This window comes from Streptomyces griseicoloratus, from assembly GCF_014534645.1.
GTDB lineage: Bacteria > Actinomycetota > Actinomycetes > Streptomycetales > Streptomycetaceae > Streptomyces > Streptomyces griseicoloratus.
On the sequence record NZ_JACVQF010000168.1, the window covers coordinates 1 to 23,562 of the forward strand.

Here is a 23,562-nt window from a genome sequence, read left to right on the forward strand (position 1 = left end):
CCCGATACGGCTTGGGCACGTCCGGGCGGCCAGGGCACCCGGCACGGCACCCGCCCCGTCGAGGGGACAGCCCCGTTTCCGGCCCGGCGCCATACGACATCCCGCACGGCCACGCCCTGCGGCAAGCGCCCGCGCCACGCCCGGCGCACCCCCGATACGGCTTGGGTACGTGCGAGCGGCCACGGCGCGCAGACAAGCCCGTGCCCGGCCCGGCGCTGGACGAGGGCCCCGTGGGGGCGGGCCGGGTGGTAGGTGTTCGCTGTGCGACCGGTGGGCAACCCCGATCCGGACACGGATGCCCCGGACGCGTCCCGTACGGTACGGCCGTGACCGCGTTTACCGATGAGAACGTACCCGGCCGTCACGGCCCCTCCGCCACCGTGGAGGCCGACCCGCGAGTCGTGGGCCGGGTGCGCACCGAGTACTCCCCCGCGCACGACGGCGATCCCGACCCGGGCGAGATCGTGTGGACCTGGGTGCCCTACGAGGAGAACGACGGGCGGGGCAAGGACCGCCCGGTGCTGGTCGTCGCCCGCGAGGCGGCCGGCACGCTGCTCGCCGTGCAGTTGTCCAGCAAACGGCATGACGGGGACCGGGAGTGGGTGCCGATCGGGAGTGGGCCCTGGGACCGGTCGGGGCGCGAGTCGTGGGTGGACGTGGACCGGGTGCTGCGGCTGCACGAGGCCGGGATGCGCAGGGAGGCGTGCGCCCTGGACCGGATGCGGTTCAACCTCGTACGGCAGCGGCTGCGGGAGCGCTACGGCTGGAGCTGATCCGCCTCGAACGCCCGCGTGAACGCCGCCCGCACCGAACTGCCCGGCGTACGGTCCAGGATGCCGAACACCACCCGCTCGAAGGCCGACGCGAACCGGCCGCCGGGCCCGAGCAGAGCACGGAAGGCGCCCGCGACCTGAGCGGGGTCGTTGCGGAACACCCCGCAGCCCCAGGCGCCGAGCACCACGTGCCGGTAGCCGTGGGCCAGGGCCGTCTCCAGCACCCGCTCGGCGCGCACGGCCAGGGCGGCGGGCAGTTCGGGGGCGCGTTCCGGGGCCGTGCGCAGCACCACGCCCGCGTTCGGCGCGGCGGCCGTGAGGAAGCCGGCGGTGTACGGCTCGTCCAGCAGGCGGCCGCGGTCGTCGCGGAAGACGGGCACGGCGGGCGAGTGGATGACGCGGTCCGTGTAGAACGGGTCGCGGTGGGCGCGGTGGTGGTCGTAGAAGTCACGGGCCCTCAGCAGGCACGTGTACAGCGCCGAGGCCCGGCACAGGGCCTCCTCCTGGGCCTGTGCGCCGTTCAGGTAACCGCCGCCGGGGTTGCGGGCTGAGGCGAAGTTCAGCACCGCGACCCGGCCGCCGAGCCGGCGGGCGGCCTCCAGGCTGCTCTCGCCCGTCACCTCCCACACCGTACGCGCCGGCGGGAAGGGCGGCACCTCGACGGGCCCGGGGCCGTGCATCCGGGTGCCCTGGCGTGCCGCGTCGACCGCCGCGGCGATCGACACCTCGCGCCCGTCGGGCGTGCGGTAGGCCCCCGCCATCACGATCTGCTCGGTCTGCTGGGCGATTCCGCGCAGGCGCGCGCTCATGGCGCCACCCCCGTACACGCCTCGACCGCGCGCCGCCCGGTCTCCCCCGTCGTGCTCATGCGTGCATCCTGAGCGATGCTGGTGATGCGGCGCAACGGAGTTTCCCCGGTCCCGGGAACGACCGGGAAAGCTTCCGGGAACAGTCGGAAAGCCCGAATCTCCGTGCCGGAACGCCCAGGTATGCCCCCTTGTGCGGAGCGGCACGAGGGTCTTGGGTGGGACGAGTGTGCCGACCCGGCCCACCTCAAGCGGGCCGGCGGCATGGTGGAATCTCAGGAGGATCCCGACATGTCCGATTCGGTAGCCGGCTGCACCCGGCCGCGCACCGCGGTCACCGAGGCCGAGGCCGAGGCACTGGTCCGCGGCATCTGCTTCAAGACCGGTCCGCCCCGGCGTCTCGGCGTCGAAGTGGAATGGCTCGTCCACGAGTTGCGCAACCCGCGGCTCCCCGTGACGTCCCGACGACTCGAAGCGGCCTACTCCGCCCTGCGGACCGTGCCCCTCTCGTCGGCGCTCACCGTCGAACCCGGCGGTCAGCTGGAGCTCAGCTCACCGCCCGCGACCTCCCTGATGGAGTGCGTCGCCACCGTCTCCGCCGACCTCGACGCCGTCCGCGCGGTCCTGCGTGAGCGGGGACTGACCCTCGTCGGCCTCGGCCACGACCCCTGGCACGCCCCTCGCCGGTTCCTGCGCCGCCCGCGTTACGACGCGATGGAGGCGTGCCTGGACCGCACGGGGCCCGCCGGCCGCGCCATGATGTGCACCTCGGCCTCCGTGCAGGTGTGCGTGGACGCCGGGTACGAGGAGCCCGGGCCCCTCGGCCATGTGCGGCGCTGGTGGCTGGCCCACCATCTGGGCGCGGTCCTGGTGGCCTCGTTCGCCAACTCCCCGCTGGCCGGCGGCCTGCCCACCGGCTGGCGGTCCACCCGGCAGCTGCGCTGGACGCAGATCGGCGCCGCCCGGGCCGGCGGCCCCCCGCTGGACACCGACCCGCGCGGCACCTGGGCCCGGCACGTGCTGGACGCCCCGGTGATGTGCGTGCGGCGGGACGGCGGGCCCTGGGACGTGCCCGACGGGCTGACCTTCCGGCGGTGGACCAGGTCGCGGACGCCGAGGGCGCCGACCGGGGACGATCTCGACTACCACCTCACCACGCTGTTCCCGCCGGTCAGACCGCGCGGCCATCTGGAGCTGCGCATGATCGACGCGCAGCCCGGCGACGACGGCTGGATCGTGCCGCTCGCCGTGACGGCGGCGCTGTTCGACGACCCGGAGGCAACCGAGACCGCCTACCGTTGCGTGAAGCCGCTCGCCGAGCGCACCCTCGACCTGCCCGCCCCGCACAACCCCCTGTGGCGGGACGCCGCCCGCCACGGACTGGCCGACCGGGAGCTGCGCGACGCGGCCGTCGTGTGCTTCACGGCGGCGCTCGCCGCCCTGCCCCGGCTCGGCGCCACCGCCGACGTGACCGCCGCCGTCTCGGCGTACCTGGACCGCTACGTGTTCCGGGGCCGCTGCCCCGCCGACGATCTGCTGGACCGGCCGGACGGCGCGAGCCGTGGCCCGCACCGGAGGGACTTCCGCCCATGACCGACCCCGCCGTCGAACACCCCGAGGATCCCGAGACCCTGCGCGAGCGGGCGCTGACCGGGCTGGTCACCGCCCGCGACCGCACCACGCTGCTGACCAGTTGCGTGGAGGAACCCGACCTGACCGCCCAGCACTCGCCGCTGATGTCCCCCCTCGTGTGGGACCTGGCACACATCGGCAACCAGGAGGAGCTGTGGCTGCTGCGGGCCGTCGCAGGGCAGGAGGCGATACGGCCCGAGATCGACAGCCTGTACGACGCCTTCGAGCACCCGCGCGCCGAACGCCCCCGCCTGCCGCTGCTGCCGCCCGACGAGGCCCGCCGTTACGCGGCGGAGGTGCGCGGCCGGGCCCTGGACGTGCTGGAGAGCACCGCGCTGCACGGAACGCGGCTGACCGAGGCGGGCTTCGCCTTCGGCATGATCGCCCAGCACGAGCAGCAGCACGACGAGACAATGCTCATCACCCACCAGCTGCGCCGCGGCCCCCAGGCGCTCACCGCGCCCGACCCGGACCCCGTGCCGCTGTTCACGGGACCGTCCGAAGTGCTGGTGCCCGGGGGCCCGTTCACGATGGGCACCTCCACCGAGCCGTGGGCGCTGGACAACGAGCGGCCCGCGCACCGGCGCGAGGTGGCGCCGTTCTTCATCGACACCACGCCGGTGACGAACGCCGCCTACCAGGCGTTCATCGACGACGGCGGTTACGACGACCCGCGCTGGTGGGCGCCGGACGGCTGGGACCACATCCGCCGTCACTCCGTCACCGCCCCGCTGTTCTGGCGCCGCGACGGCAGGCAGTGGCTGCGGCGCCGGTTCGGCGTCACCGAGGTGGTGCCGCCCGACGAGCCGGTGCTGCACGTGTGCTGGTACGAGGCCGACGCATACGCCCGCTGGGCCGGGCGGCGGCTGCCCACGGAGACCGAGTGGGAGAAGGCCGCGCGGTACGACCCGGCCGGCGACCGCTCGATGCGCTACCCGTGGGGCGACGCCGACCCGGGCCCGGAGCACGCCAACCTCGGCCAGCGGCATCTGCGGCCGGCGCCCGCGGGCAGCTATCCGGCCGGTGAGTCGCCGCTAGGCGTCCGCCAGCTCATCGGCGACGTGTGGGAGTGGACGTCGAGCGACTTCGCGCCGTACCCGGGGTTCCGGGCGTTCCCCTACAAGGAGTACTCGGAGGTGTTCTTCGGACCCGAGTACAAGGTGCTGCGCGGTGGTTCGTTCGCCGTGGACCCCGTGGCCTGCCGGGGCACGTTCCGCAACTGGGACTATCCGATCCGGCGCCAGATCTTCTCCGGGTTCCGCACCGCGCGCTCGGAGAACGTCTGATGTGCCGCCACCTCGCCTACGTGGGCCCCGAGGAGCCGCTCGGCCGGCTTCTCGTGGCGCCGCCGCACGCGCTGTACCGCCAGTCCTGGGCGCCCAGGCGGCAGCGGTACGGGACGGTCAACGCCGACGGGTTCGGCGTCGGCTGGTACGCCGACGGGGACCCGGTGCCGGCCCGGTACCGGCGGGCCGGGCCGATCTGGGCCGACCAGTCCTTCGCCGACCTGGCCCGTGTCGTGCGGACCGGCGCGCTGCTCGCCGCGGTACGGGACGCGACCCTGGCGGGCGCCGACGCGGAGGCCGCCGCCGCGCCGTTCGCCTCGGGAACCTGGCTGTTCAGTCACAACGGTGCCGTGGCGGGCTGGCCGGGCTCGCTGGCGGCGCCCGCCCGGACGCTGCCGCCCGAGGACGTCCTGTCACTGGAGGCCCGCAACGACTCGGCGCTGGTGTGGGCGCTCGTCCTGAACCGGCTGCGCGCCGGGGACGAGGAGGGGCGGGCGCTGGCCGACACGGTGCTGGAGGTCGCCGGGGCGGCGCCCGGCTCCCGGCTCAACCTGCTGCTCACCGGCGGGGAGACGATCGCCGCCACCGCATGGGGCGACACGCTGTGGTACCTGGCCCGGCCCGGCGGCGGCACGGTCGTCGCCTCCGAGCCGTACGACGACGACCCGCACTGGCAGGAGGTGCCCGACCGCACCCTGCTCACGGCGAGCCGCACCGACGTGCTGCTCACCCCGATGAAGGAACCGAGCGACCACGCCCTCGCACCCGCGCCCGCATCCGCGAAGGAGCCCCGTACGTGAGCCCGTTCCACCTGACCCGCACACTGCCCGAGGACGCCACGGACGCCGCCCTGCGCGCCGACGTCCTGACGGGCCTGACCGGCACGCCCAAGACACTGCCCCCCAAGTGGTTCTACGACGCGCGCGGCAGCGAGCTGTTCGAGCGGATCACCGCCCTGCCCGAGTACTACCCCACGCGCGCCGAGCGCGAGATCCTCGCCGGCCGGTCCGGCGAGATCGCCGCCGCGACCGGCGCCCGCACCCTGGTCGAGCTGGGCTCCGGCTCGTCGGAGAAGACGCGGTACCTGCTCGACGCCCTGACCGGGCTGCGCTGCTACGTGCCGGTCGACGTCAGCGAGAGCGCCCTCACCCAGGCCGGGCGGGCGCTCGTCGCCCAGCGGCCGGCGCTGGACGTGCACGCGCTGATCGCCGACTTCACCGCGGGCCTCACCCTGCCCGCGACGGCCGGGCCCCGGCTGGTGGCGTTCCTCGGCGGCACGATCGGCAACCTGCTGCCCGCCGAGCGCGCCGCGTTCCTGTCCTCCGTCCGGAGCCTGCTCTCACCCGGCGACGCCCTGCTGCTGGGCACGGACCTGGTCAAGGACGAGCGGGTGCTCGTGCGGGCCTACGACGACGCGGCCGGGGTCACGGCCGCGTTCAACAAGAACGTCCTGTCCGTGATCAACCGGGAACTCGGCGCCGACTTCGACCCGGCGGCCTTCGACCACGTGGCCCTGTGGAACGCCGGGCGGGAGTGGATCGAGATGCGGCTGCGCTCGCGGACGGCGCAGACCGTGAAGGTCCAGGAGCTCGACCTGGCCGTGGACTTCGAGGCGGGCGAGGAGCTGCGCACCGAGGTCTCGGCGAAGTTCAGGAAGGACGGCGTCCGCTCCGAACTGTCCACGGCCGGCCTGGACCTGGCCCGCTGGTGGACGGACCGCGAGGGCCGTTTCGCGCTGTCGCTGAGCATGGTGCGCCCGGCGTGAGGCGCTGAGCGCGCCGGCGTCACCGCGCGTCGAGGTCCAGCAGCTCGGTGATGCGGTCGGAGGCCCGGCGGGCCTCCGACCGTGCGTCGGCCCCGGTGAGCACCTTCGTCATGTACTCCTTGATCGGGTTGTCCGCCTCGACCGCGCCCCACCGGGGCGTGCCGGGGGTCGCCCGGCCCTGTGCGGCGCCGGCCGCCATGGCGGCGACGCCCTCCTCGTCCGCGACGGCCTTGGCGAGGGACTTCTTGTTCGGGACGTAGTTCATGGTCCGGGCCAGCTCGGTGTTCCACTCGGCGCCCGCCAGCGCCTCGATCACGGCGAGGGCGCCGTCCCGGTCGTCGGTGTTCTTCGGGACGACCAGGTCGGAGCCGCCGGTGAAGACGGCCCCCGGCTTGCCGGCGGTCTTGCCGGGCACGGGGAAGAAGCCCAGCCGGTCCCTGAGTTCGGGGTTCTGGCGGACGATGGCCTGGGCGAGTCCGGGGACCGCCACGATCTGTGCGACCCGCCCGTCGGCGAACACTCCGGCCTGCGGCGGGTGTTCCTCGTCGGCGTCGACCGGGCCGTCGCCCAGGGCCTGGAGTTCGCGGTAGAAGTCCATGCCGCGCAGGGCCTCCTCGGAGTCCAGCGTGCCCCGCCAGACGCCGCCGCTCTGCCTGGCGAGCTCGCCCCCCTCGTCCCAGATGAACCCGGAGAGGGTGTACCAGTCCTGTCCGGCCAGGTAGATGCCCTGGTTGCCGCCCGAGTTCAGCTGCTCGGTGACGGTCAGCCACTCGTCGCGGGTCCGGGGCGGCTCGGTGATGCCCGCCTGCTCGAACAGGTCCTTGCGGTAGATGACCACGCGGTTGGCGGCGTACCAGGGGATGCCGAACTGCTGGGACATCCACTGCCCCGGTTCGGCGAGGCCGGGCAGCCAGTCGCGGATCCCCCAGTCACGCATGGACTCCAGGGTCAGGTCGAGCAGCCGGCCCCCTTCCGCGTACTGGGCGACCTGGGTGTTGCCGACCTCGATGACGTCGGGTCCCGCCCCGTCGCCGTCGGCCTTCAGCGCGGACTGCACCTTCTCGCCGATGCCGGTCCACTGCTGGATGCGGATGTCGAGGTCCAGGTCGGGGTGCGTGCGCTCGAAGTCCTCGGTGAACCTGCGCAGGAACTCCTGCGAGGCGCTGTCCTTCATCAGCCAGACCGTCACGGAGCGCCGCTCGCCCCCGCCGTCCTGCGACACCAGGCCGCAGCCGCTGAGCAGGGAGGCCGACACACAGACAAGGGCGAGGAGGCGACGTCTCACGAGGGGTCCTTCTGACTGGGGCGAGTGGTGGCGGCGGACAGGTGTCCTGCGCACGCGAAGGAAGACCCGACGTGGGGGGACGAGCGTACGGCTCGTACGGGTGTCTGGGATTTTGGTATGGACCAATGCGGAGGTCAAGGGGGCGGCCGGACGGGCACCGCGCTGTCTCGCGCTCCGCCGCGACCTGGGGCACGGTGGAGTGACGCGTGACACACGCGGCACCGCCGCACCGCGGAAGGGAGCACCCGCATGACGCACCACACCTACCGGGTCACCGAGATCGTCGGCACCTCGCACGAAGGCGTCGACCAGGCCATCCGCAACGGCATCGCCCGGGCCTCGCAGACCCTGCGCCACCTGGACTGGTTCGAGGTGACACAGGTGCGCGGCCAGATCGAGGAGGGGCGGATCGAGCACTGGCAGGTCTGCCTGAAGGTCGGCTTCCGCCTGGACGAGTCGGACTGACGGCCCCGGTCACCGGCCGGACCTGCCGGGCCAATGGTGTCGGGCCGGACGTGCCGGGCCAATGGTGTCGGGCCGGACGTGCCGAGCCGCGGCCCCCGGCCCTCGGCCGGCCGCCGGGCCGGCGCTCCCGCTCCGGCCGTCAGGTACGCCCCTCCTGCTCCTGCGCGACCTTCAGCTCGGCCGACGGGGCCGCCCACCTCGCGCGGACGACGGTGAATCCCGCCCGTTCGGCGTCCGCGCACACCAGCTCGTCGTCGTCCACCAGGACGCGGATCTCGCGGGTGCGGGCGAGCCGGCGCAGGATCTCCAGCTTGGTGCGCCGGGCCGGCCGGCGGTCACTGTCCCGCCGCATGTACACGCGCCCCTCGGGCAGCCCCTGTGCGGCCAGCCAGTCGAGGGTGTCGCGCCGGCAGCGCTCGGGCCGCCCGGTCAGATAGACCACCTCGCACTCCTCGGCGCTCGCCCGCACCAGCGCGATCCCCTCCGGGAGCGGCGGGTCCTGCGGCGCGGCGGCGAAGAAGGCGTCCCAGTCGCGCGGCCGGCGCTCCAGGAACCGCTGCCGGTGCGCGGTGTCGGCGAGGGTGTTGTCCAGGTCGAACACGGCCAGCGGGGGCCTGCTGCTGTCGGTCACGCCCTCAGCCTAGGACCTGGCGGTGACCGGCCGTGGACACCCCGGTCACCGCCGGCGGCGTCCGCGGCCCCGTACCCGGCGGCCGGTGCGGGAATCCCCACGGCGTCCAGGCGTTGAACCCCACGTGAGCTCACTGATCGCGACGACACGTTTCTCCGTCCTCGACCGCTCCCGCATCCGCGAGGGTCACACCGGCGCGGAGGCGCTGCGCGACACGGTGCGGCTGGCCCGGGAGGCGGAGCGGCTCGGCTACCACCGCTTCTGGGTCGCCGAGCACCACGGCGTACCCGGGGTGGCGGGCTCGGCGCCGACCGTGCTGGCCGCGGCCGTCGCCGGTGCCACGCGGACCATACGGGTCGGGACGGGCGGCGTGATGCTGCCCAACCACCGGCCGCTGGTCGTGGCCGAGCAGTTCGGCGTACTGGAGTCGCTCTTCCCGGGGCGGATCGACATGGGGCTCGGCCGCTCGGTGGGCTTCACCGACGGCGTCCGCCGGGCGCTGGGCCGCGACAAGGAGGACGCCGAGGACTTCGAGGCGCAACTGGCGGAGCTGCTCGGCTGGTTCCGGGGCACCTCCCCCACGGGCGTGCACGCCCGTCCCGCCGAGGGGATGAGCGTCCCGCCGTTCGTGCTGGCCATGGGCGAGGGCGCGGCCGTCGCCGCCCGGGCGGGTCTGCCGATGGTCGTCGGGGACCTGCGCGACCGGGACCGGATGCGGCGCGCCGTCGACCGCTACCGCGCCGGCTTCCGCCCCTCCCCCTGGGCCGCGGAGCCGTACGTCGTCGTCTCCGGCACCGTCGCCGTGGCCGGCACGCCCGAGGCGGCCCGGCTGCTGCTGCTCCCCGAGGCGTGGTCCATGGCGCGGGCACGCACGCGCGGCTCCTTCCCTCCGCTGCCCCCGGCGGAGGACGTCGAGGCCCGGACGATGACCGCGAAGGAACGCGACCTGTACGACTCCGGTCTCGCCGGTCACATCGCCGGGACCGAGGAGCAGGTCGCCGGCGAACTGGAGTCGGTGCTGAAGGAGACCGGCGCGCAGGAGGTCCTGGTGACCACGAGCACCTACGACCGCGACGCCCTGCTCGACTCCTACCGGCGGCTCGCCCGCGTCGTCGGCGCCGGGCCGTCACCCGACGGGGACAGCCCGGTCCACCGGGAAGAGACACCGCAGGCCGCCCGCTAGGGACCGGTGCCACGACCCGGGTCACGCCCGCCCCGGCGGCGGCACCGGCCGACCCGCCGCGGCCCCGGTGACCAGCACGTCTCCGACGCCCCGGCCGGCCGTCACCGGCCTCGCGCCGAACCCGCCCCGCGCGATGGGCGGCCGGGCGGAGCCGGCCTCGGTGGGCACGCCGGTCCGGCACGGGCGCGGGGGCCGGCCCCGGGGCGGTGACCCGGCGGGGTCGGGCACCGCGGCATAGAATCGCGGGGTTTGTCCAGCCTGGCCCCGGCCGCAGACCGTACGGAGTTCCCCGCCATGCACAGCCCCCACGACCCGTACGTCCGGGTCCGCGGCGCCCGTGAGCACAACCTCAAGGGCGTGGACGTCGACATCCCGCGGGACGTGGTGGCCGTGTTCACCGGCGTTTCCGGGTCGGGGAAGTCCTCGCTCGCCTTCGGCACGATCTACGCGGAGGCGCAGCGCCGCTACTTCGAGTCGGTCGCGCCCTACGCCCGCCGGCTGATCCACCAGGTCGGCGCCCCGAAGGTCGGCGAGATCACCGGCCTGCCGCCCGCGGTGTCGCTCCAGCAGCGCCGCGCGGCGCCGACGTCCCGCTCCTCCGTCGGCACGGTCACCAACCTCTCCAACTCCCTGCGCATGCTGTTCTCCCGGGCCGGCGACTATCCGCCGGGCGCCGCGCGGCTCGACTCCGACGCGTTCTCGCCCAACACGGCGGCCGGGGCCTGCCCCGAGTGCCACGGGCTCGGCCGGGTCCACCGCACGACGGAGGAACTGCTGGTCCCGGACCCGTCGCTGTCCATCCGCGAGGGCGCGATCGCGGCGTGGCCGGGGGCCTGGCAGGGCAAGAACCTGCGGGACGTCCTCGACGCGCTCGGCTACGACGTGGACCGGCCCTGGCGCGAGCTGCCCGCCGGGCAGCGGGAGTGGATCCTGTTCACGGACGAGCAGCCGGTGGTCACCGTGCACCCGGTGCGGGAGGCCGGCCGCATCCAACGGCCGTACCAGGGCACGTACATGAGTGCCCGGCGGTATGTGATGAAGACGTTCTCGGATTCGAAGAGCCCGACGCTGCGCGCGAAGGCGGAACGCTTCCTCACCAGCGAGCCCTGCCCCGGCTGCGGCGGCAGCCGGCTGCGGCCCGAGGCGCTGGCGGTGACCGTCGGCGGCCGGACCATCGCCGAGCTGGCCGCGCTGCCGCTCACGGAACTCGCCGGATCGCTGCCGTCGGGCGACGAGACGGCCCGGGTGCTCTGCGCCGACCTCACCTCCCGTATCGCGCCCGTCGTCGAGCTGGGCCTCGGGTATCTGAGCCTCGACCGCCCGACGCCCACGCTGTCGGCGGGGGAACTGCAGCGGCTGCGGCTGGCGACCCAGCTGCGCTCCGGGCTGTTCGGCGTGGTGTACGTGCTGGACGAGCCGTCGGCGGGACTGCACCCGGCGGACACGGAGGCGCTGCTGACGGTGCTGGAGCGGCTGAAGGCCGCGGGCAACTCGGTGTTCGTGGTCGAGCACCACGTGGACGTGGTGCGCGACGCCGACTGGATCGTGGAGGTGGGCCCGCGGGCGGGCGAGCACGGCGGGCGGGTGCTGTACAGCGGCCCGGTGGACGGGCTGGCGTCGGTCACCGGGTCGGCGACGGCCCGCTTCCTGTTCGACGCCTCCCCCGCCCCGGCGCGCCGGGTGCGGGAGCCGCGGGGCCGGGTGACGCTGGGCCCCGTCACCCGGCACAACCTGCGCGGTGTGACGGCCGAGTTCCCGCTCGGCGTGCTGACGGCCGTCACCGGGGTGTCCGGGTCCGGGAAGTCCACGCTGATCGGGGAGATCACCGAGGAGTTGCCGGGTGTGGGACGGCTGGTGTCGGTCGACCAGAAGCCGATCGGCCGGACCCCGCGCTCCAATCTGGCGACCTACACCGGACTGTTCGACGTGGTGCGCAAGGTGTTCGCGGCGACGGACGCGGCGCGCGAGCGGGGGTACGGCGTCGGGCGGTTCTCCTTCAACGTGGCCGGAGGGCGCTGCGAGACCTGCCAGGGCGAGGGGTTCGTCAGCGTCGAGCTGCTGTTCCTGCCGAGCACGTACGCACCGTGTCCGGACTGCGGCGGCGCGCGCTACAACCCCGGGACGCTCGAAGTGACGTACCGGGGCCGGAACATCGCCGAGGTGCTGGACCTGACCGTCGAGTCGGCGGCGGAGTTCTTCGCCGACACCCCGGCCGTGGCCCGCAGCCTGGGCACCCTGCTCGACGTCGGCCTCGGCTATCTCCGGCTCGGCCAGCCGGCGACCGAGCTGTCCGGCGGAGAGGCGCAGCGCATCAAACTGGCGAGCGAGCTGCAGCGCGGGCGTCGCGGCCACACCCTGTACCTCCTAGACGAGCCGACGACCGGTCTCCATCCGGCCGACGTCGAGGTCCTGATGCGGCAGCTGCACGGTTTGGTGGACGCCGGGCAGACCGTGATCGTCGTCGAACACGACATGTCCGTCGTCGCGGGCGCGGACTGGGTGATCGACCTGGGTCCCGGCGGTGGGGCCGAGGGCGGCCGGATCGTGGCGGCGGGGACTCCGGCGGCGGTGGCCGCGGCGGGCGGCAGCGCCACGGCGCCCTATCTGGCACGGGTGCTCGGGACCGGGCGGTAGCCGGTCTCCCCCGCAGGGGGGAGCGACATCCCTCGCGTGCGTGATCCTCCCGGGCGGCGGGGCGGCTGTACTGAAGCCGGCATCGTTGCGTGAGAGGGGAGTCGAGGATGAGTACGTGGACCAGGCGGCGGCTGTTCGGTACGGCGGCGGCTTCGGCGGCCGGCCTCGTGGTGGCCGCGCCCGCGGCCGCGGCGGCGGGGCGGCGTCCCCGTTCCGGCGACGACGGCCTCGTGGCCGCCCTGCGGGCCCTGCCCGGACTGAGGGTGATCGAGGAGCGGCCCGGCGCCGACCCCGGCTACCGCATCCTCGTCCTCGGCCTGCGGCAGCCCGTCGACCACACGAACCCCGCGGCCGGCACGTTCGAGCAGCGTCTCACTCTGCTGCACACCGGCGCCGACCGGCCCACCGTGCTCTTCAGCACCGGGTACGCGGCGATGTCGGCCCCGCGGCGCGCCGAGCCGACGGTGCTGCTGGAGGCCAACCAGGTCGAGGTCGAGCACCGCTGGTTCGGCACCTCCCGCCCGGCCACGTCCGACTACTCCTGTCTGACCATCCGCCAGGCGGCGGACGACTACCACCGCGTGGTCCGGCTGCTGCGCGGTCTGTACCCCGGCGCGTGGATCTCCGCCGGCAGCAGCAAGGGCGGCATGGCCGCCGTCTACCACCGCCGCTTCCACCCGCACGACGTGGCCGGCACGGTGGCCTACTCCGCCCCGAACAACGTGGACGACCGCGACAACTCCGCCTACGTCCGCTTCCTGGAGCGCGTGGGCACCCGTGAGTCCCGCAAGGCCCTGAAGGCCGTGCAGCGGGAGCTGCTGCTGCGCCGCGCGGACCTGGTCGCCCGGTACGCGGCCCGGACCGCCGCCTCCGGCACGGGCTTCCAACTCGTCGGCAGCGCCGAGAAGGCCTTCGAAGCCGCCGTGCTGCGGGTGCCGTTCATGTTCTGGCAGCGCTCCACGGCGGCCGACGCCACCGCGATCCCCTCGCCGCACGACGCCACGGACGCCCTGTACACGTGGCTGGACGGCACCGCGGGCCTGAGCCTGTACACCGATGCCGTCGCCCTGGAGTTCGTGCCGTACTTCTACCAAGTGGGCACCCAGCTGGGCTATGTGTCCACGCCCACCGGCCATCTGGACGGCCTGCTGCGCCACCCCGACGCGATGGCGCCCCGGACGTTCGTCCCCCGGGACGTCCCCATGCCCTTCGACCGGGACGCCATGCCCGACGTGGACCGCTGGGTCCGCCGCCACGGCTCCCGCATGCTCTTCGTCAACGGCACCCAGGACCCCTCCGTCGCCGAAGCCTTCCGGCCCGGCGGCCGTGACTCCCGCGTCCTGTGGGTGGAGGGCGGCAACCACGGCGTCGACCTCGCCGACCTGGCCCCGGCCGACCGTGCGGATGCCGTGGCCGCGCTCAACCGCTGGGCGGGGAACCGGTCATAGCGGCCCGCCCCGGGCGTCGGCGCCGGCCATGGCGCTGCGGAGTGGCGGGAGCGGTGCGGCAGGCACGTGACCGCACTCGTCCGGCGGACCCGGCTGTGCCGCCCGGGCCAGGGAACGGCGGTCCGGGTGGCTGCCCGGCGCCAGCGGTGGCCGTACGTCGGCCTCCGCGACCAGCCCGCGCGCCGTCACCACTCGCCACACCGACGCGATCAGCGAGTCGTCGCCGACGAAGGCCGGCGTGGTGCTGGTGGTGCCGTCGGCGAGGCGGTAACGGATGAGGACCGGCTGGACCGGGGCGTGGGCGTCCAGCGCGGCCTGGAAGACGGCCCGCCGGAAGTGCCCCTGGGCGCGCCCGCACCAGGTGCTGCCCTCGGGGAAGACGCCGACCGCCGCCCCGGCCCGCAGTGCTCCGGCGATCCGCGCCACCGTCCCGGGCAGGGCCCGCAGCCGGTCCCGCTCGATGAACAGCGCCCCGCCCCGCGCGGCCAGCGGCCCGGCGACCGGCCACCGCCGGATCTCGGTCTTGGCGAGCATCCGGGCCGGGCGGACGGCGGCCAGCAGCGGTATGTCCAGCCAGGAGATGTGGTTGGCGACCAGCAGCACCCCGCCGTCCGGCGGCGCGGCCCCGGTGATCCGCACCCGCACCCCGGCCGCCCGTACGATCGCCCGGCACCAGCGGCGCACCAGGTGGGCGGGAATCCGGGCGCCGAGCGGCGACAGCGCGATCCCGGCGAGGAGCAGAACGGCGACGGCCGTGAGCCGGAGGACGGCGCGTGGTACGGCCGCCGGGGTCCGCGTCGGCTCCACGCAGGCCCTGGGGGTGCAGGGCGCGGCGGGCAGCCAGCTGCTCATCGGGCCGCGAGCAGCGAGAGGAAGTGCCGCAGGTAGCGCGGGTCGACCCGGCTCATCGGCAGCAGCACGTAGAGGTCGGCGACCCCGAAGTCCACGTCGTGCGCGGGTTCCCCGCAGACCCAGGCGCCGAGGCGGAGGTAGCCGCGGAGCAGGGCGGGCAGTTCGGTGCGGCCGGCGGGGGCCTCCGCGCGCGGCGTCCACGGCAGCAGGGGCCGTACGCGGTACTCCTCGGGCGCCAGGTGCTTGGCGCGCACCCGGTTCCAGGTGCCGGAGGCGAGGGCGCCGCCGTCGGCGAGCGGGATCGAGCAGCAGCCGGCCAGCCACTCGTGGCCGCGGTCGGTCATGTAGCGGGCTATACCGGCCCAGATGAGACCGATGACCGTGCCGTCGCGGTGGTCGGGGTGAACGCAGGAACGGCCGACCTCGACCAGACCCGGCCGGATTCCGTCGAGCGCGCTCAGGTCGAACTCGCCCTCGGAGTAGAGCCGCCCGGCGACCGACGCGCGCTCCGGCGGCAGCAGCCGGTAGGTGCCGACGACCTGCCCGGTCACCGTGTCGTTCACGAGCAGGTGGTCGCAGTACGCGTCGAAGGGGTCGATGTCGTATCCGGGCTGCGGGGTCGACAGCAGAGCGCCCATCTCACCGGCGAAGACGTCGTGCCGCAGCCGCTGCGCGGCGCGCACCTCTGCCTCGTCGCGCGCGAACGTGACGGTGTAGCGGGTGGGCGCCTCGGACTGCGGGGGACGGTCGAGGGTGGAAACGCCGGTCATGGCTCTCTCCTGGTCACGGGTCTGTGCGGCGACGTCGGGGACACCCCAGTTCTTCCGACGCCGGTTGGCGCGTGCGTGACCTGTGCCAGGAGAGTGAATGTGCGGTTGTTGAACGGGTGGGGTGCCCCGGGAGCCGTCGGTAACCGCAGGTCAGTTGTTCGTGACGAAGTCTACGACCAACCGGTTGAACTCGTCGGCGTGCTCGATCATCGCCCAGTGTCCGCAGTGGTTGAGTACGACCAGCCGGCTGTTCGGGATGTTCGCCAGCAGGTACAGCGAGTTCTCGTAGGAGACGACGCGGTCGTCCCGGCCGTGGATGAGCAGCGTCGGCACCTGGATGGCCGGCAGCAGCTCGGGCCTGACCCACTTCGGCAGCGGCGCGCCCTTGGGCAGGCCGTCGACGTAGTTGCGCAGGTGGTCGGGGCGGGCGAGCGCGGCGTCGGAGCGGGCCCGGCACAGTTCCGGGGTGGCGAAGCGGGCCTTGTCGTAGACCATGATCTCGACGAGGCGGCGCATGTTCTCGGGGCTCGCGTCCCGGTAGGCCTGGATCAGCACCTTCAGGCCCTCGGAGGGGCCGTCTCCGGCGCCGAAGAGGGTGGGCATCCGGCCGACCGGCGGGCCCATGGTGATCAGGTGGGAGATGCGGTCGGGGTGTTCGGTGGCCAGCCGCAGCGAGGTCTGGCCGCCCATCGAGTTGCCGACGAACGCGGCCTTGTCGATGCCGAGGGCGTCCAGGAACTGGACCGCCGCGGTGACGTGGTCGAGCTGGTCGACGGTGGCCGCCGACGACTCGCCCCAGCCGGGCATGTCGACGGCGTACACGTGGAAGTGCTCGGCCAGCGCCTCGATGTTGCCGGCGAAGTTGCTCCAGCCGGTCGCACCGGGCCCGCTGCCGTGCAGCAGCACGACCGGGTGGCCGGAGCCGGCCTCGTAGTAGCGGAGCTTCCAGTCGGGGGTCTCGACGGTGCGGGCGAGGGTGTTCGGGTCGAGGGTCATCAGTGGGCCTCTCCGTGCGGGGCGGGGGCGGCGGCGAGCAGCTCGGCGACGGCGCCCGGCGGGCGGTGGCCCCAGCTGTGCAGCTTGTCGAGCGTCCTCACCTCCCAGGTCTCGTCGTCGATGATCAGCCCGCCCCAGCCGTACTCGATGCTGAAGCCCGAGGGCGTGAAGACGTAGAAGCTGAACATCTGGTCGTTGGGGTGCATGCCGAGGGTCATCTCGAACGGCTGCTTGGCGTCCATGCAGCGGTCGTAGGCGAGGCCGACGTCGCGGATGTCGGTGACCTCGACCATGAAGTGGTGGGTCTTCTTCGGCGAGGGCAGGTCGCCGAAGGCCACGGTGTGGTGGCGGCCGTTGCAGTGCAGGAAGATCAGGTCGGCGACGACGCCCGGGGCCAGTTCCTCGACGATGATGTCGCTGATCTTGAAGCCGAGCAGGTCGATGTAGAAGCCGAGGTAGGTCTCGCGGGAGACGCCGTGGGCGAGCAGGACCTGGTGTCCCGCACCGCCGGCGCCGGTGACGAAGCCGCCGAGCAGCTTCGCGGACTCGAACGGAGTGGCCGCGTCGGCCAGGCCGGTGACCAGCTCGACGCGGTTGCCCATCGGGTCGGCCGTGACGAAGATCCGCTCGACCTTGCGGGCGGCGGCGAGCGTGTCGTCGCCCTCGGCGACCTCGATCCCGGCGGCGCGCAGCCTGTCGACGAGCGCGTCCAGGGCGGCGGCGTCGGAGACCTCGTAGCCGGTGGCGACCAGGTCGTCGGCCGTGCCCTCGGTGACGACCCAGCGGTGGGCCTTCTCGTCGGTGCGCAGCGTGAAACCGTCGGCGGTCTTCTCGCCGTACTGCATGCCCAGCAGTTCGACGCCGAAGTGCTCCCAGTCGGTGAGGCTGCTGACCTCGTAGACGACGTATCCGAGTTCCTTGACTCCGGACATGGCGGTACTCCTTCTCTCGGTTTCTCTCGGGCTTCTCAGAGCGTGGGGACGGCGAGGCCGCTGACGTCGGCCGCGGCCACGAAGCGGTCGGGGCGCACGGCCACGCAGCGCACGCCGTACCGGCGCAGCCAGGGCAGCAGGGCCTCGTCGAGGTCGACCAGTTCGTCCGGTCCCCGCGTGTACGCCGTCTTCGGCCGTACGGCGAGACAGCGGGCGCCGAGCGCGTCCCAGCCGGCCTTCTCCTCGGGGGTCAGCAGGGTCGCGGGGTCGACGTCGTCGCCGAGCAGGACGAAGCCGTGGCCGAGGAGGTCGTCGAGCCGGGCCATCCGGCCGGCGGTGTCGCCCATGACCGGCTGCGGCACCATCCGGCCGACGATGCTGGCGTCGCCGAGCGGACCCCGCAGCCAGCCGCCCTCCAGCACCGGCGGGGCGATCAGCGGCGGCTCGTAGGGGGTGACGGGGTTGTCGGGCACCGCGTTCATCGCGGCCTGCTCCTCCTCGGAGACCTCCCGCTTGATGACGCGTCCGAGGCCGACCGCGAGGCGGGTGTAGAAGGCGGCGTTCGGGCGCCGCTCCGCCTCGTAGGTGTCCAGCCAGCTCTCGGGCAGTTCGCCCTTGATGACGCGGGCGAGCTTCCAGCCGAGGTTGTGGGCGTCGCGCATGCCGGTCTGCATCCCGGCACCCGCCCACGGCGGCATCAGGTGGGCAGCGTCACCGGCCAGGAAGACCCGGCCCCGGCGCCAGGTGTCGGCCATGCGGACGTGGTGCCGGTAGAAGGCGTGCTGGTGGATCTCGACGTCGTCCTCGGTCACCCCGAGCGCCTTGAGCAGGGGCCACACCTCGGTGCTGGTCGGGTAGTCGTCCGGGGACTCGTCGGGCTTGAGCGGGATCTCCCAGCGGTGGTTGCCCGCGGACAGGGCGATGTCGACGACGGGGCGCTCCTTGTCGGACCAGAAGGTCAGGAAGTCCCGGTCGGGCCACCAGCGCTTGACGCGGCAGTCGACGACCACCCAGGTGACGTGGTTGGTGTCGCCGTCCAGCCGGCAGCCGATCCGGCCGCGGGTGGCGCTGGAGCCGCCGTCGGCGGCTATCGCGTAGCGGGTGCGGACGGTGCGGACCTCGCCGGTGGCGGTGTCCGTCGCGGTGAGGGTGACGCCGTCGGAGTCCTGGTCGATGCCGGTGACCTCGGCGCCGTAGTGGACGGTGACGCGGTCGCCCGACTCCTCGGCGGCCGCGCGCAGTTCGGCCTCCATGGTCGGCTGGTAGATGTTGTAGAACCGCGCTTTGCGGCCGAGCGTGGACGGCGGGTGCTCGATCCGCATGATCTCGGTGCCGTCGTAGGTCACCCAGCGCAGGGCCCGCTGCGGGTCGATCTTCTTCTCGACGCGCTCGTCGACGCCGAGGTCCTGGAAGATCCGCATCGTCCAGTCGTTGACGGTGACGGCACGGGCCCGCGGGTAGAGGTCCTGGTCCCGTTCGAGGGCGACGACCGAGACGCCGTACCGGGCGAGGGTGAGTGCGGCGATCACACCGGTCGGGCCGTATCCGACGATGGCGACATCCGCGTCATAGCTGTGGGTCATGCACAGACTCCGTTGTCCATCCGCACATCCCGTGCGGGTATTGGACCGATCGGTCGGTCCATTTCCGGCGAGGTTAACAACTCGTCGCGGCGACATGTCAAGAGTTGTGGCGGGATCTCCTGACATGGGAGGACGGGCCGATCAAGGTGCCGGTCACCGTCTCCGGGGGGACGCCTAGACTTCGGCGCGTGGACACGTCCGCGCCGAAAGCGCACATCAGCAACCGCCGCGGCCGCCGATCACGGCAGGAGATCCTCGACGCGGCCGCACGGGTCATGTCCGTCCGCGGGTACGCCGGCACGTCGATGTCGACGCTCGTCAAGGAGACGGGGCTGCCGAAGAGCGCCTTCTACCACCACTTCGAGTCCAAGGCGGGGCTGCTGTCGGCGGTCATGGCGGAGGGCGCGCAGGGCTTCTTCGGCGCCATGCGCGACGCCCACCGCGAACCTCCGCAGGGCGGCACGCCGCGCGAGCGCATGCGCTGGTACCTGCTGAGAACGGGTCAGGTCATCGAGAGCCGCGAGGAGTTCCTCCGTCTGCTCCTGGTGCTGGTGATGAGTCACGAGGCCGCCGAGGCGCCGGAGGCGCTGGAGACCGTGCAGGCCGTCCGTGCCGAAGGCCGCGCCTATATGCGGCACATGATCCGCTCCGCGTTCGAGGGCGAGGGCGAGGCCGGCGCCGACGCGGTCGCGGACGCCCTGGCCCCCTTCGGCATGGCGGGCTTCGACGGCGCCTTCGTGTCCTTCCAGTCGGCGGACGGCAAGCCGATCGCGCAGTTCATGGAGGAACTCGCCGACTCCGTGGCGGCGCTCGGCGAGGCCCTCCTCTCCGCCCGCTGAGCCGGCCGCCCACGTCAGGCGGCCCGCTCACCGCGCCCGGCCACGAGCGTGAGCGCGATGTCGACGATCATGTCCTCCTGACCGCCGACGAGCCGGCGCCGGCCGCACTCCATGAGGATCTCGCGCACATCGACGCCGTAGCGCTCGGCGGCGGCCTCCGCGTGCCGCAGGAACGACGAGTAGACGCCCGCGTACCCCAGGGTGAGGGTCTCCCGGTCGACGCGCACCGGACGGTCCTGCAGCGGCCGGACGATGTCGTCGGCGGCGTCCTGGATCCGGAACAGGTCGCAGCCGTGCTCGAAACCCGAGATGTCCGCGACCGCGATGAACGCCTCCAGCGGGCAGTTGCCCGCGCCCGCGCCGTGCCCGGCGAGCGACGCGTCGACCCGGCGCACGCCGTTCTCGACCGCAACGACGGAGTTGGCGACCGACAGCGAGAGGTTCTCGTGGGCGTGGATGCCGATCTCGGTCCCGGGGTCCAGGACGTCGCGGTAGGCCCGTACGCGCGCGGCCACGTCGTTCATCGTGAGCCGGCCGCCGGAGTCGGTGACGTAGACGCAGTGCGCGCCGTACGACTCCATCAGCTTGGCCTGTTTCGCCAGTTCCTCCGGCGGGGCCATGTGGGAGAGCATCAGGAAGCCGGACACGTCCATGCCGAGTTCGCGCGCGGCGGCGATGTGCTGGGCGGCGATGTCGGCCTCGGTGCAGTGCGTGGCGACCCGGACGGAGCGCACGCCCAGGGCGTGGGCGCGCTTCAGCTCGTGGATGGTGCCGACGCCCGGCAGCAGCAGCGTGGTCAGGCGTGCCCGTTCCAGCACCGAGGCCGCCGCCTCGATCCACTCCCAGTCCGTGTGCGAACCGGGGCCGTAGGTGACCGACCCGCCGGCGAGGCCGTCGCCGTGCGCGACCTCGATCGCGTCGACGCCCGCCCGGTCGAGCGCGGAGACGATGCGCTGGACGTCCTTCGGAGTGATCCGGTGGCGTACGGCGTGCATGCCGTCCCGCAGGGTCACGTCCTGGACGAAGATCGGGGTGCCCATCAGCGACCCGCCTTCCGTGCTGCGATGCGCTCCGCGACCTGGAGGCCGGCGGAGGTCATGATGTCGAGGTTGCCGGCGTAGGCCGGGAGGTAGTGTGCGGCGCCCTCGACCTCCAGGAAGACGGACACCTGGTGGGTGGGCCGGACGCCGTCGCCGTCGCCGTCGGGCAGGAGCGTGCCCACCGGCCGGCCGGCGGGGATCTCGCCGATCTGCACCTGCTGCTTGAGGCGGTAGCCGGGGACGTACGCGGCGACGTCGGCGACCATCTTCTCCACCGACCGGCGGATCTCGTCGTGGGTTGCCGGGTCGGGTGCCGTGACGAGGCAGAAGACCGTGTCCCGCATCATCAGCGGGGGCTCGGCCGGGTTGAGCACGATGATCGCCTTGCCGCGGCGGGCCCCGCCGACCCGCTCGATGGCGGCGGAGGTGGTCTCGGTGAACTCGTCGATGTTGGCGCGGGTGCCCGGACCGGCCGACTTCGACGCGATCGACGCGACGATCTCGGCGTACTGGACCGGCACGACGCGTCCGACCGCGGCGACGACCGGGATGGTGGCCTGGCCGCCGCAGGTGACCATGTTGACGTCGGGCGCGTCCAGGTGGTCGTCGAGGTTGACGGCCGGGACGACGTACGGCCCGATCGCGGCCGGCGTCAGGTCGATCAGCCGCTTCCCGAGCGGGAGCAGCCTGGCGGCGTTCGCCTGGTGTGCCTTGGCGGAGGTCGCGTCGAAGACGATCTCGATCTCGTCGAAGCCCGGCAGGGCGATCAGCCCGTCGACGCCCTCGTGGGTGGTGGGCACGCCGAGCCTGGCGGCGCGGGCCAGACCGTCCGAGGCGGGGTCGATGCCGGCCATGGCGCCCATCTCCAGGTGCCGCGACCCGCGCAGCACCTTGATCATCAGGTCGGTGCCGATGTTGCCCGAGCCGATGACCGCGACCTTCGTCCTGCTCATGCTGCTCCCTCACCGAAGCGGACCGTCACGGCGCCGAGACCGGACAGGGTGGCGGTGACGGTGTCACCGGCGGCCACCGGGCGCATCGGGCCGAGGGCACCGGAGAGGACGACCTGGCCGGCGCGCAGCGGTTCGCCGAGCTCGCGGGCGGTGCGAGCGAGCCAGACGACCGCCTCGACCGGGTCGCCCAGGCAGGCCGCGCCGGATCCGGTGGAGACCTCCTCGCCGTTGACCGCCATCGACATCGCGACGGCCACCGGGTCGAAGGCGTCGAGCTTCAGCCGCTCCGTGCCGAGCACGTACGCGCCCGCGGAGGCGTTGTCGGCGACCGTGTCGCCGAAGCCGATGTCCCATCCGGCGATCCGGCTGCCGCAGATCTCGAGCGCGGCCACCGCGTACGCGATCGCGTCACGGATCTGCTCGCGCGAGAGCGGGCCGTCGGACAGATCGGCACCGAGCACGAACGCGATCTCCGCCTCGGCCCGGGGCTGGAGCACCTGCCCGAACGGGATCGTGTCGCCGTCGGCATACGCCATGTCGTCGAAGAGGACACCGAAGTCGGGCTGGTCGACGCCGAGTTGCCGCTGTACGGCCCCGGAGGTGAGACCGATCTTGCGGCCGACGACCGACGCGCCGGAGGCGAGCCGGCGCTCGGTGAGCGTGCCCTGCACGGCGTACGCGGCGGCCAGGTCGTCCCGGCCGATCAGGTCGCGCACGGGCGCGCACGGCACGCCGGAGGCGACGGCCTCGGCGATCCGCTCGGCCGCGGCCGCGATGTCGGAGGCGCTCGCGGTGGCGAGCCGGTTGCTTTCGTTCACGCCTTCACTGTGCGGTCGGCCCGGACGCCGGACCAGCACTTCGTCTCGCTCAGCGATACGCTGGCGGGCATGACGGACACGGCCGATCTGAACACGGTGCTGGGCAAGGCGGTGACGATCCTGCGCGCCTTCCGGCCCGACGACCAGGCCGTGAGCCTCGCCGAGCTGGTTCGGCGCACCGGGCTGCACAAGGCGACGGTGCACCGGCTGTCCGGCGAGCTGGTCGCGAACCGGCTGCTGGAGCGGGCCGGCGGCGGCTACCGGCTCAGCGGCGGCCTGTTCGAGCTCGGCATGCTCGCCTCACTGGAGCGCAGCCTGCTGGAGGTGGCGATGCCGTTCCTCCAGGACCTGTACGAGCGCACCCACGAGACCGTGCACCTCGGGCTGCGCGAGGGCCATGAGGTCGTCTACGTCGCGAAGATCGGCGGACACCGCCAGGCCAAGGTGCCCTCCCGTCCGGGTGGGCGGATGCCGCTGTACTGCACGGCGATCGGCAAGGCGCTGCTCGCGCACGCGGACGCCGATCTGCGGCGCGCGGTCCTGACCGGGCCGCTGGAGCGCCGCACCCCGCACACCGTCGTGGCGCCGGGCATGCTGCGCCGTCAGCTGCAGCGGGTGACGGAGACGGGCGTCGCGTTCGAGCGGGAGGAGTCGGCGGTGGGGCTGGTGTGCGTGGCCGCGCCCGTCCTCGGCCGTGAGGACGCGCCCCTGGCGGCGATCAGCGTGGCCGGGCCGACCAGCAGGTTCCGGCCCGAGGCCCAGGCGACGGCGGTCCGCGCGGCCGCGGCGGCCCTGGGCAGCACCCTGATCCGCCGCGACTTCCTGCGCTGAACCGCCGTGGACATGCGAGACGGGGCCGGGGAGCACCACT

The 23,562-nt window shown here is 73.6% G+C and carries 22 protein-coding genes; 11 read left to right on the forward strand and 11 right to left on the reverse strand.

Translation table 11 applies throughout. From position 1 onward, the window contains the following. Positions 1–326: 326 nt before the first annotated feature. On the forward strand, positions 327–773 hold the full coding sequence (locus H0H10_RS06705) for a type II toxin-antitoxin system PemK/MazF family toxin (protein WP_188179914.1): 447 nt from the start codon (positions 327–329) through the stop codon (positions 771–773). Here the strand turns inward: H0H10_RS06705 and H0H10_RS06710 are convergent. After that, positions 758–1,582 carry a TIGR02452 family protein gene (locus H0H10_RS06710; RefSeq protein ID WP_188179915.1) on the reverse strand — a complete coding sequence of 275 codons (825 nt, stop codon included), beginning with the start codon at positions 1,580–1,582 and terminating at the stop codon, positions 758–760. The genes H0H10_RS06705 and H0H10_RS06710 overlap by 16 nt on opposite strands. A gap of 288 nt (positions 1,583–1,870) precedes the next feature. On the opposite strand from H0H10_RS06710, the gene egtA reads away from it, so the two are divergent. The 4 genes from egtA to egtD are packed head-to-tail and all read left to right on the forward strand — an operon-like array spanning position 1,871 to position 6,262. After that, complete coding sequence (egtA, locus tag H0H10_RS06715) at positions 1,871–3,172, forward strand: ergothioneine biosynthesis glutamate--cysteine ligase EgtA (RefSeq protein WP_188179916.1); 1,302 nt, start codon at positions 1,871–1,873, stop codon at positions 3,170–3,172. Beyond that, positions 3,169–4,497: an ergothioneine biosynthesis protein EgtB gene (egtB, locus tag H0H10_RS06720; protein WP_188179917.1), complete on the forward strand. Its 1,329-nt coding sequence runs from the start codon at positions 3,169–3,171 to the stop codon at positions 4,495–4,497. Before egtA ends, egtB begins: the two co-directional genes overlap by 4 nt. Continuing rightward, positions 4,497–5,297 carry an ergothioneine biosynthesis protein EgtC gene (egtC, locus tag H0H10_RS06725; RefSeq protein ID WP_188179918.1) on the forward strand — a complete coding sequence of 267 codons (801 nt, stop codon included), beginning with the start codon at positions 4,497–4,499 and terminating at the stop codon, positions 5,295–5,297. The genes egtB and egtC overlap by 1 nt, the downstream gene beginning before the upstream one ends. Beyond that, entirely contained in the window at positions 5,294–6,262 is a 969-nt protein-coding gene (egtD, locus tag H0H10_RS06730; RefSeq protein ID WP_188179919.1) for an L-histidine N(alpha)-methyltransferase, read from the forward strand. The genes egtC and egtD overlap by 4 nt, the downstream gene beginning before the upstream one ends. Positions 6,263–6,281: 19 nt before the next feature. Here the strand turns inward: egtD and H0H10_RS06735 are convergent, their stop codons facing one another. After that, positions 6,282–7,547, reverse strand: coding sequence for an extracellular solute-binding protein (locus H0H10_RS06735; RefSeq protein ID WP_188179920.1), 1,266 nt, complete (start codon positions 7,545–7,547; stop codon positions 6,282–6,284). 249 nt (positions 7,548–7,796) lie between these two features. On the opposite strand from H0H10_RS06735, the gene H0H10_RS06740 reads away from it, so the two are divergent. Beyond that, the gene (locus H0H10_RS06740; RefSeq protein WP_188179921.1) at positions 7,797–8,012 is read left to right on the forward strand and encodes a dodecin; all 216 of its coding nucleotides are present in this window, start codon (positions 7,797–7,799) and stop codon (positions 8,010–8,012) included. A gap of 139 nt (positions 8,013–8,151) precedes the next feature. On the opposite strand, the gene H0H10_RS06745 is transcribed toward H0H10_RS06740, so the two are convergent. Then, the gene (locus H0H10_RS06745; protein WP_188179922.1) at positions 8,152–8,643 is read right to left on the reverse strand and encodes a phosphatase domain-containing protein; all 492 of its coding nucleotides are present in this window, start codon (positions 8,641–8,643) and stop codon (positions 8,152–8,154) included. 124 nt (positions 8,644–8,767) lie between these two features. On the opposite strand from H0H10_RS06745, the gene H0H10_RS06750 reads away from it, so the two are divergent. From H0H10_RS06750 to H0H10_RS06760, 3 genes are all read left to right on the forward strand, one after another. Continuing rightward, positions 8,768–9,826 (forward strand): LLM class flavin-dependent oxidoreductase, encoded by a 1,059-nt coding sequence (locus H0H10_RS06750; protein WP_188179923.1) that lies wholly within the window; start codon positions 8,768–8,770, stop codon positions 9,824–9,826. 294 nt (positions 9,827–10,120) lie between these two features. Next, a complete protein-coding gene (locus tag H0H10_RS06755; RefSeq protein ID WP_188179924.1) occupies positions 10,121–12,460 on the forward strand; it encodes an ATP-binding cassette domain-containing protein in 2,340 nt (779 codons plus the stop codon). Positions 12,461–12,567: 107 nt separating this feature from the next. Beyond that, on the forward strand, positions 12,568–13,908 hold the full coding sequence (locus H0H10_RS06760; protein ID WP_188179925.1) for a S28 family serine protease: 1,341 nt from the start codon (positions 12,568–12,570) through the stop codon (positions 13,906–13,908). Here the strand turns inward: H0H10_RS06760 and H0H10_RS06765 are convergent. From H0H10_RS06765 to H0H10_RS06785, 5 genes are all read right to left on the reverse strand, one after another. Next, positions 13,903–14,760, reverse strand: a complete 858-nt coding sequence (locus H0H10_RS06765; RefSeq protein ID WP_188179926.1) for a lysophospholipid acyltransferase family protein — start codon at positions 14,758–14,760, stop codon at positions 13,903–13,905. The two genes, H0H10_RS06760 and H0H10_RS06765, sit on opposite strands and share 6 nt — an antisense overlap. Further along, on the reverse strand, positions 14,757–15,530 hold the full coding sequence (locus tag H0H10_RS06770; protein WP_188179927.1) for a GNAT family N-acetyltransferase: 774 nt from the start codon (positions 15,528–15,530) through the stop codon (positions 14,757–14,759). Before H0H10_RS06770 ends, H0H10_RS06765 begins: the two co-directional genes overlap by 4 nt. 150 nt (positions 15,531–15,680) lie before the next feature. After that, a complete protein-coding gene (locus tag H0H10_RS06775; RefSeq protein WP_188179928.1) occupies positions 15,681–16,526 on the reverse strand; it encodes an alpha/beta fold hydrolase in 846 nt (281 codons plus the stop codon). Beyond that, complete coding sequence (locus H0H10_RS06780) at positions 16,526–17,458, reverse strand: VOC family protein (protein ID WP_188179929.1); 933 nt, start codon at positions 17,456–17,458, stop codon at positions 16,526–16,528. The genes H0H10_RS06775 and H0H10_RS06780 overlap by 1 nt, the downstream gene beginning before the upstream one ends. Before the next feature lie 35 nt (positions 17,459–17,493). Further along, on the reverse strand, positions 17,494–19,041 hold the full coding sequence (locus H0H10_RS06785; protein WP_188179930.1) for a bifunctional 3-(3-hydroxy-phenyl)propionate/3-hydroxycinnamic acid hydroxylase: 1,548 nt from the start codon (positions 19,039–19,041) through the stop codon (positions 17,494–17,496). Between the two features lie 188 nt (positions 19,042–19,229). Between H0H10_RS06785 and H0H10_RS06790 the strand changes: the two genes are divergently transcribed. Further along, a complete protein-coding gene (locus H0H10_RS06790) occupies positions 19,230–19,880 on the forward strand; it encodes a TetR/AcrR family transcriptional regulator (RefSeq protein ID WP_188179931.1) in 651 nt (216 codons plus the stop codon). Positions 19,881–19,894: 14 nt separating this feature from the next. On the opposite strand, the gene dmpG is transcribed toward H0H10_RS06790, so the two are convergent. Genes dmpG through H0H10_RS06805 form a run of 3 tightly spaced genes read right to left on the reverse strand, consistent with a single transcriptional unit; the run spans position 19,895 to position 22,691 of the window. Then, on the reverse strand, positions 19,895–20,920 hold the full coding sequence (gene dmpG, locus H0H10_RS06795; protein WP_188179932.1) for a 4-hydroxy-2-oxovalerate aldolase: 1,026 nt from the start codon (positions 20,918–20,920) through the stop codon (positions 19,895–19,897). Next, positions 20,920–21,873: an acetaldehyde dehydrogenase (acetylating) gene (locus H0H10_RS06800; protein ID WP_188179933.1), complete on the reverse strand. Its 954-nt coding sequence runs from the start codon at positions 21,871–21,873 to the stop codon at positions 20,920–20,922. The genes dmpG and H0H10_RS06800 overlap by 1 nt, the downstream gene beginning before the upstream one ends. Beyond that, on the reverse strand, positions 21,870–22,691 hold the full coding sequence (locus H0H10_RS06805; protein ID WP_309141737.1) for a 2-keto-4-pentenoate hydratase: 822 nt from the start codon (positions 22,689–22,691) through the stop codon (positions 21,870–21,872). Before H0H10_RS06805 ends, H0H10_RS06800 begins: the two co-directional genes overlap by 4 nt. Before the next feature lie 69 nt (positions 22,692–22,760). Here H0H10_RS06805 and H0H10_RS06810 point away from each other — a divergent pair, with 69 nt between their 5' ends. Then, entirely contained in the window at positions 22,761–23,522 is a 762-nt protein-coding gene (locus H0H10_RS06810) for an IclR family transcriptional regulator (RefSeq protein WP_188179935.1), read from the forward strand. Positions 23,523–23,562: the final 40 nt, after the last annotated feature.

Coding starts and splice junctions, on each gene's coding strand:
- H0H10_RS06755 (WP_188179924.1), top strand. CDS start 10,121: ATGCACAGCCCCCACGACCCGTACGTCCGGGTCCGCGGCGCCCGTGAG.
- dmpG (WP_188179932.1), bottom strand. CDS start 20,920: ATGGGCACCCCGATCTTCGTCCAGGACGTGACCCTGCGGGACGGCATG.
- H0H10_RS06765 (WP_188179926.1), bottom strand. CDS start 14,760: ATGAGCAGCTGGCTGCCCGCCGCGCCCTGCACCCCCAGGGCCTGCGTG.
- egtA (WP_188179916.1), top strand. CDS start 1,871: ATGTCCGATTCGGTAGCCGGCTGCACCCGGCCGCGCACCGCGGTCACC.
- H0H10_RS06810 (WP_188179935.1), top strand. CDS start 22,761: ATGACGGACACGGCCGATCTGAACACGGTGCTGGGCAAGGCGGTGACG.
- H0H10_RS06710 (WP_188179915.1), bottom strand. CDS start 1,582: ATGAGCGCGCGCCTGCGCGGAATCGCCCAGCAGACCGAGCAGATCGTG.
- H0H10_RS06800 (WP_188179933.1), bottom strand. CDS start 21,873: ATGAGCAGGACGAAGGTCGCGGTCATCGGCTCGGGCAACATCGGCACC.
- egtB (WP_188179917.1), top strand. CDS start 3,169: ATGACCGACCCCGCCGTCGAACACCCCGAGGATCCCGAGACCCTGCGC.
- H0H10_RS06780 (WP_188179929.1), bottom strand. CDS start 17,458: ATGTCCGGAGTCAAGGAACTCGGATACGTCGTCTACGAGGTCAGCAGC.
- egtC (WP_188179918.1), top strand. CDS start 4,497: ATGTGCCGCCACCTCGCCTACGTGGGCCCCGAGGAGCCGCTCGGCCGG.
- H0H10_RS06785 (WP_188179930.1), bottom strand. CDS start 19,041: ATGACCCACAGCTATGACGCGGATGTCGCCATCGTCGGATACGGCCCG.
- H0H10_RS06760 (WP_188179925.1), top strand. CDS start 12,568: ATGAGTACGTGGACCAGGCGGCGGCTGTTCGGTACGGCGGCGGCTTCG.
- H0H10_RS06775 (WP_188179928.1), bottom strand. CDS start 16,526: ATGACCCTCGACCCGAACACCCTCGCCCGCACCGTCGAGACCCCCGAC.
- H0H10_RS06740 (WP_188179921.1), top strand. CDS start 7,797: ATGACGCACCACACCTACCGGGTCACCGAGATCGTCGGCACCTCGCAC.
- H0H10_RS06770 (WP_188179927.1), bottom strand. CDS start 15,530: ATGACCGGCGTTTCCACCCTCGACCGTCCCCCGCAGTCCGAGGCGCCC.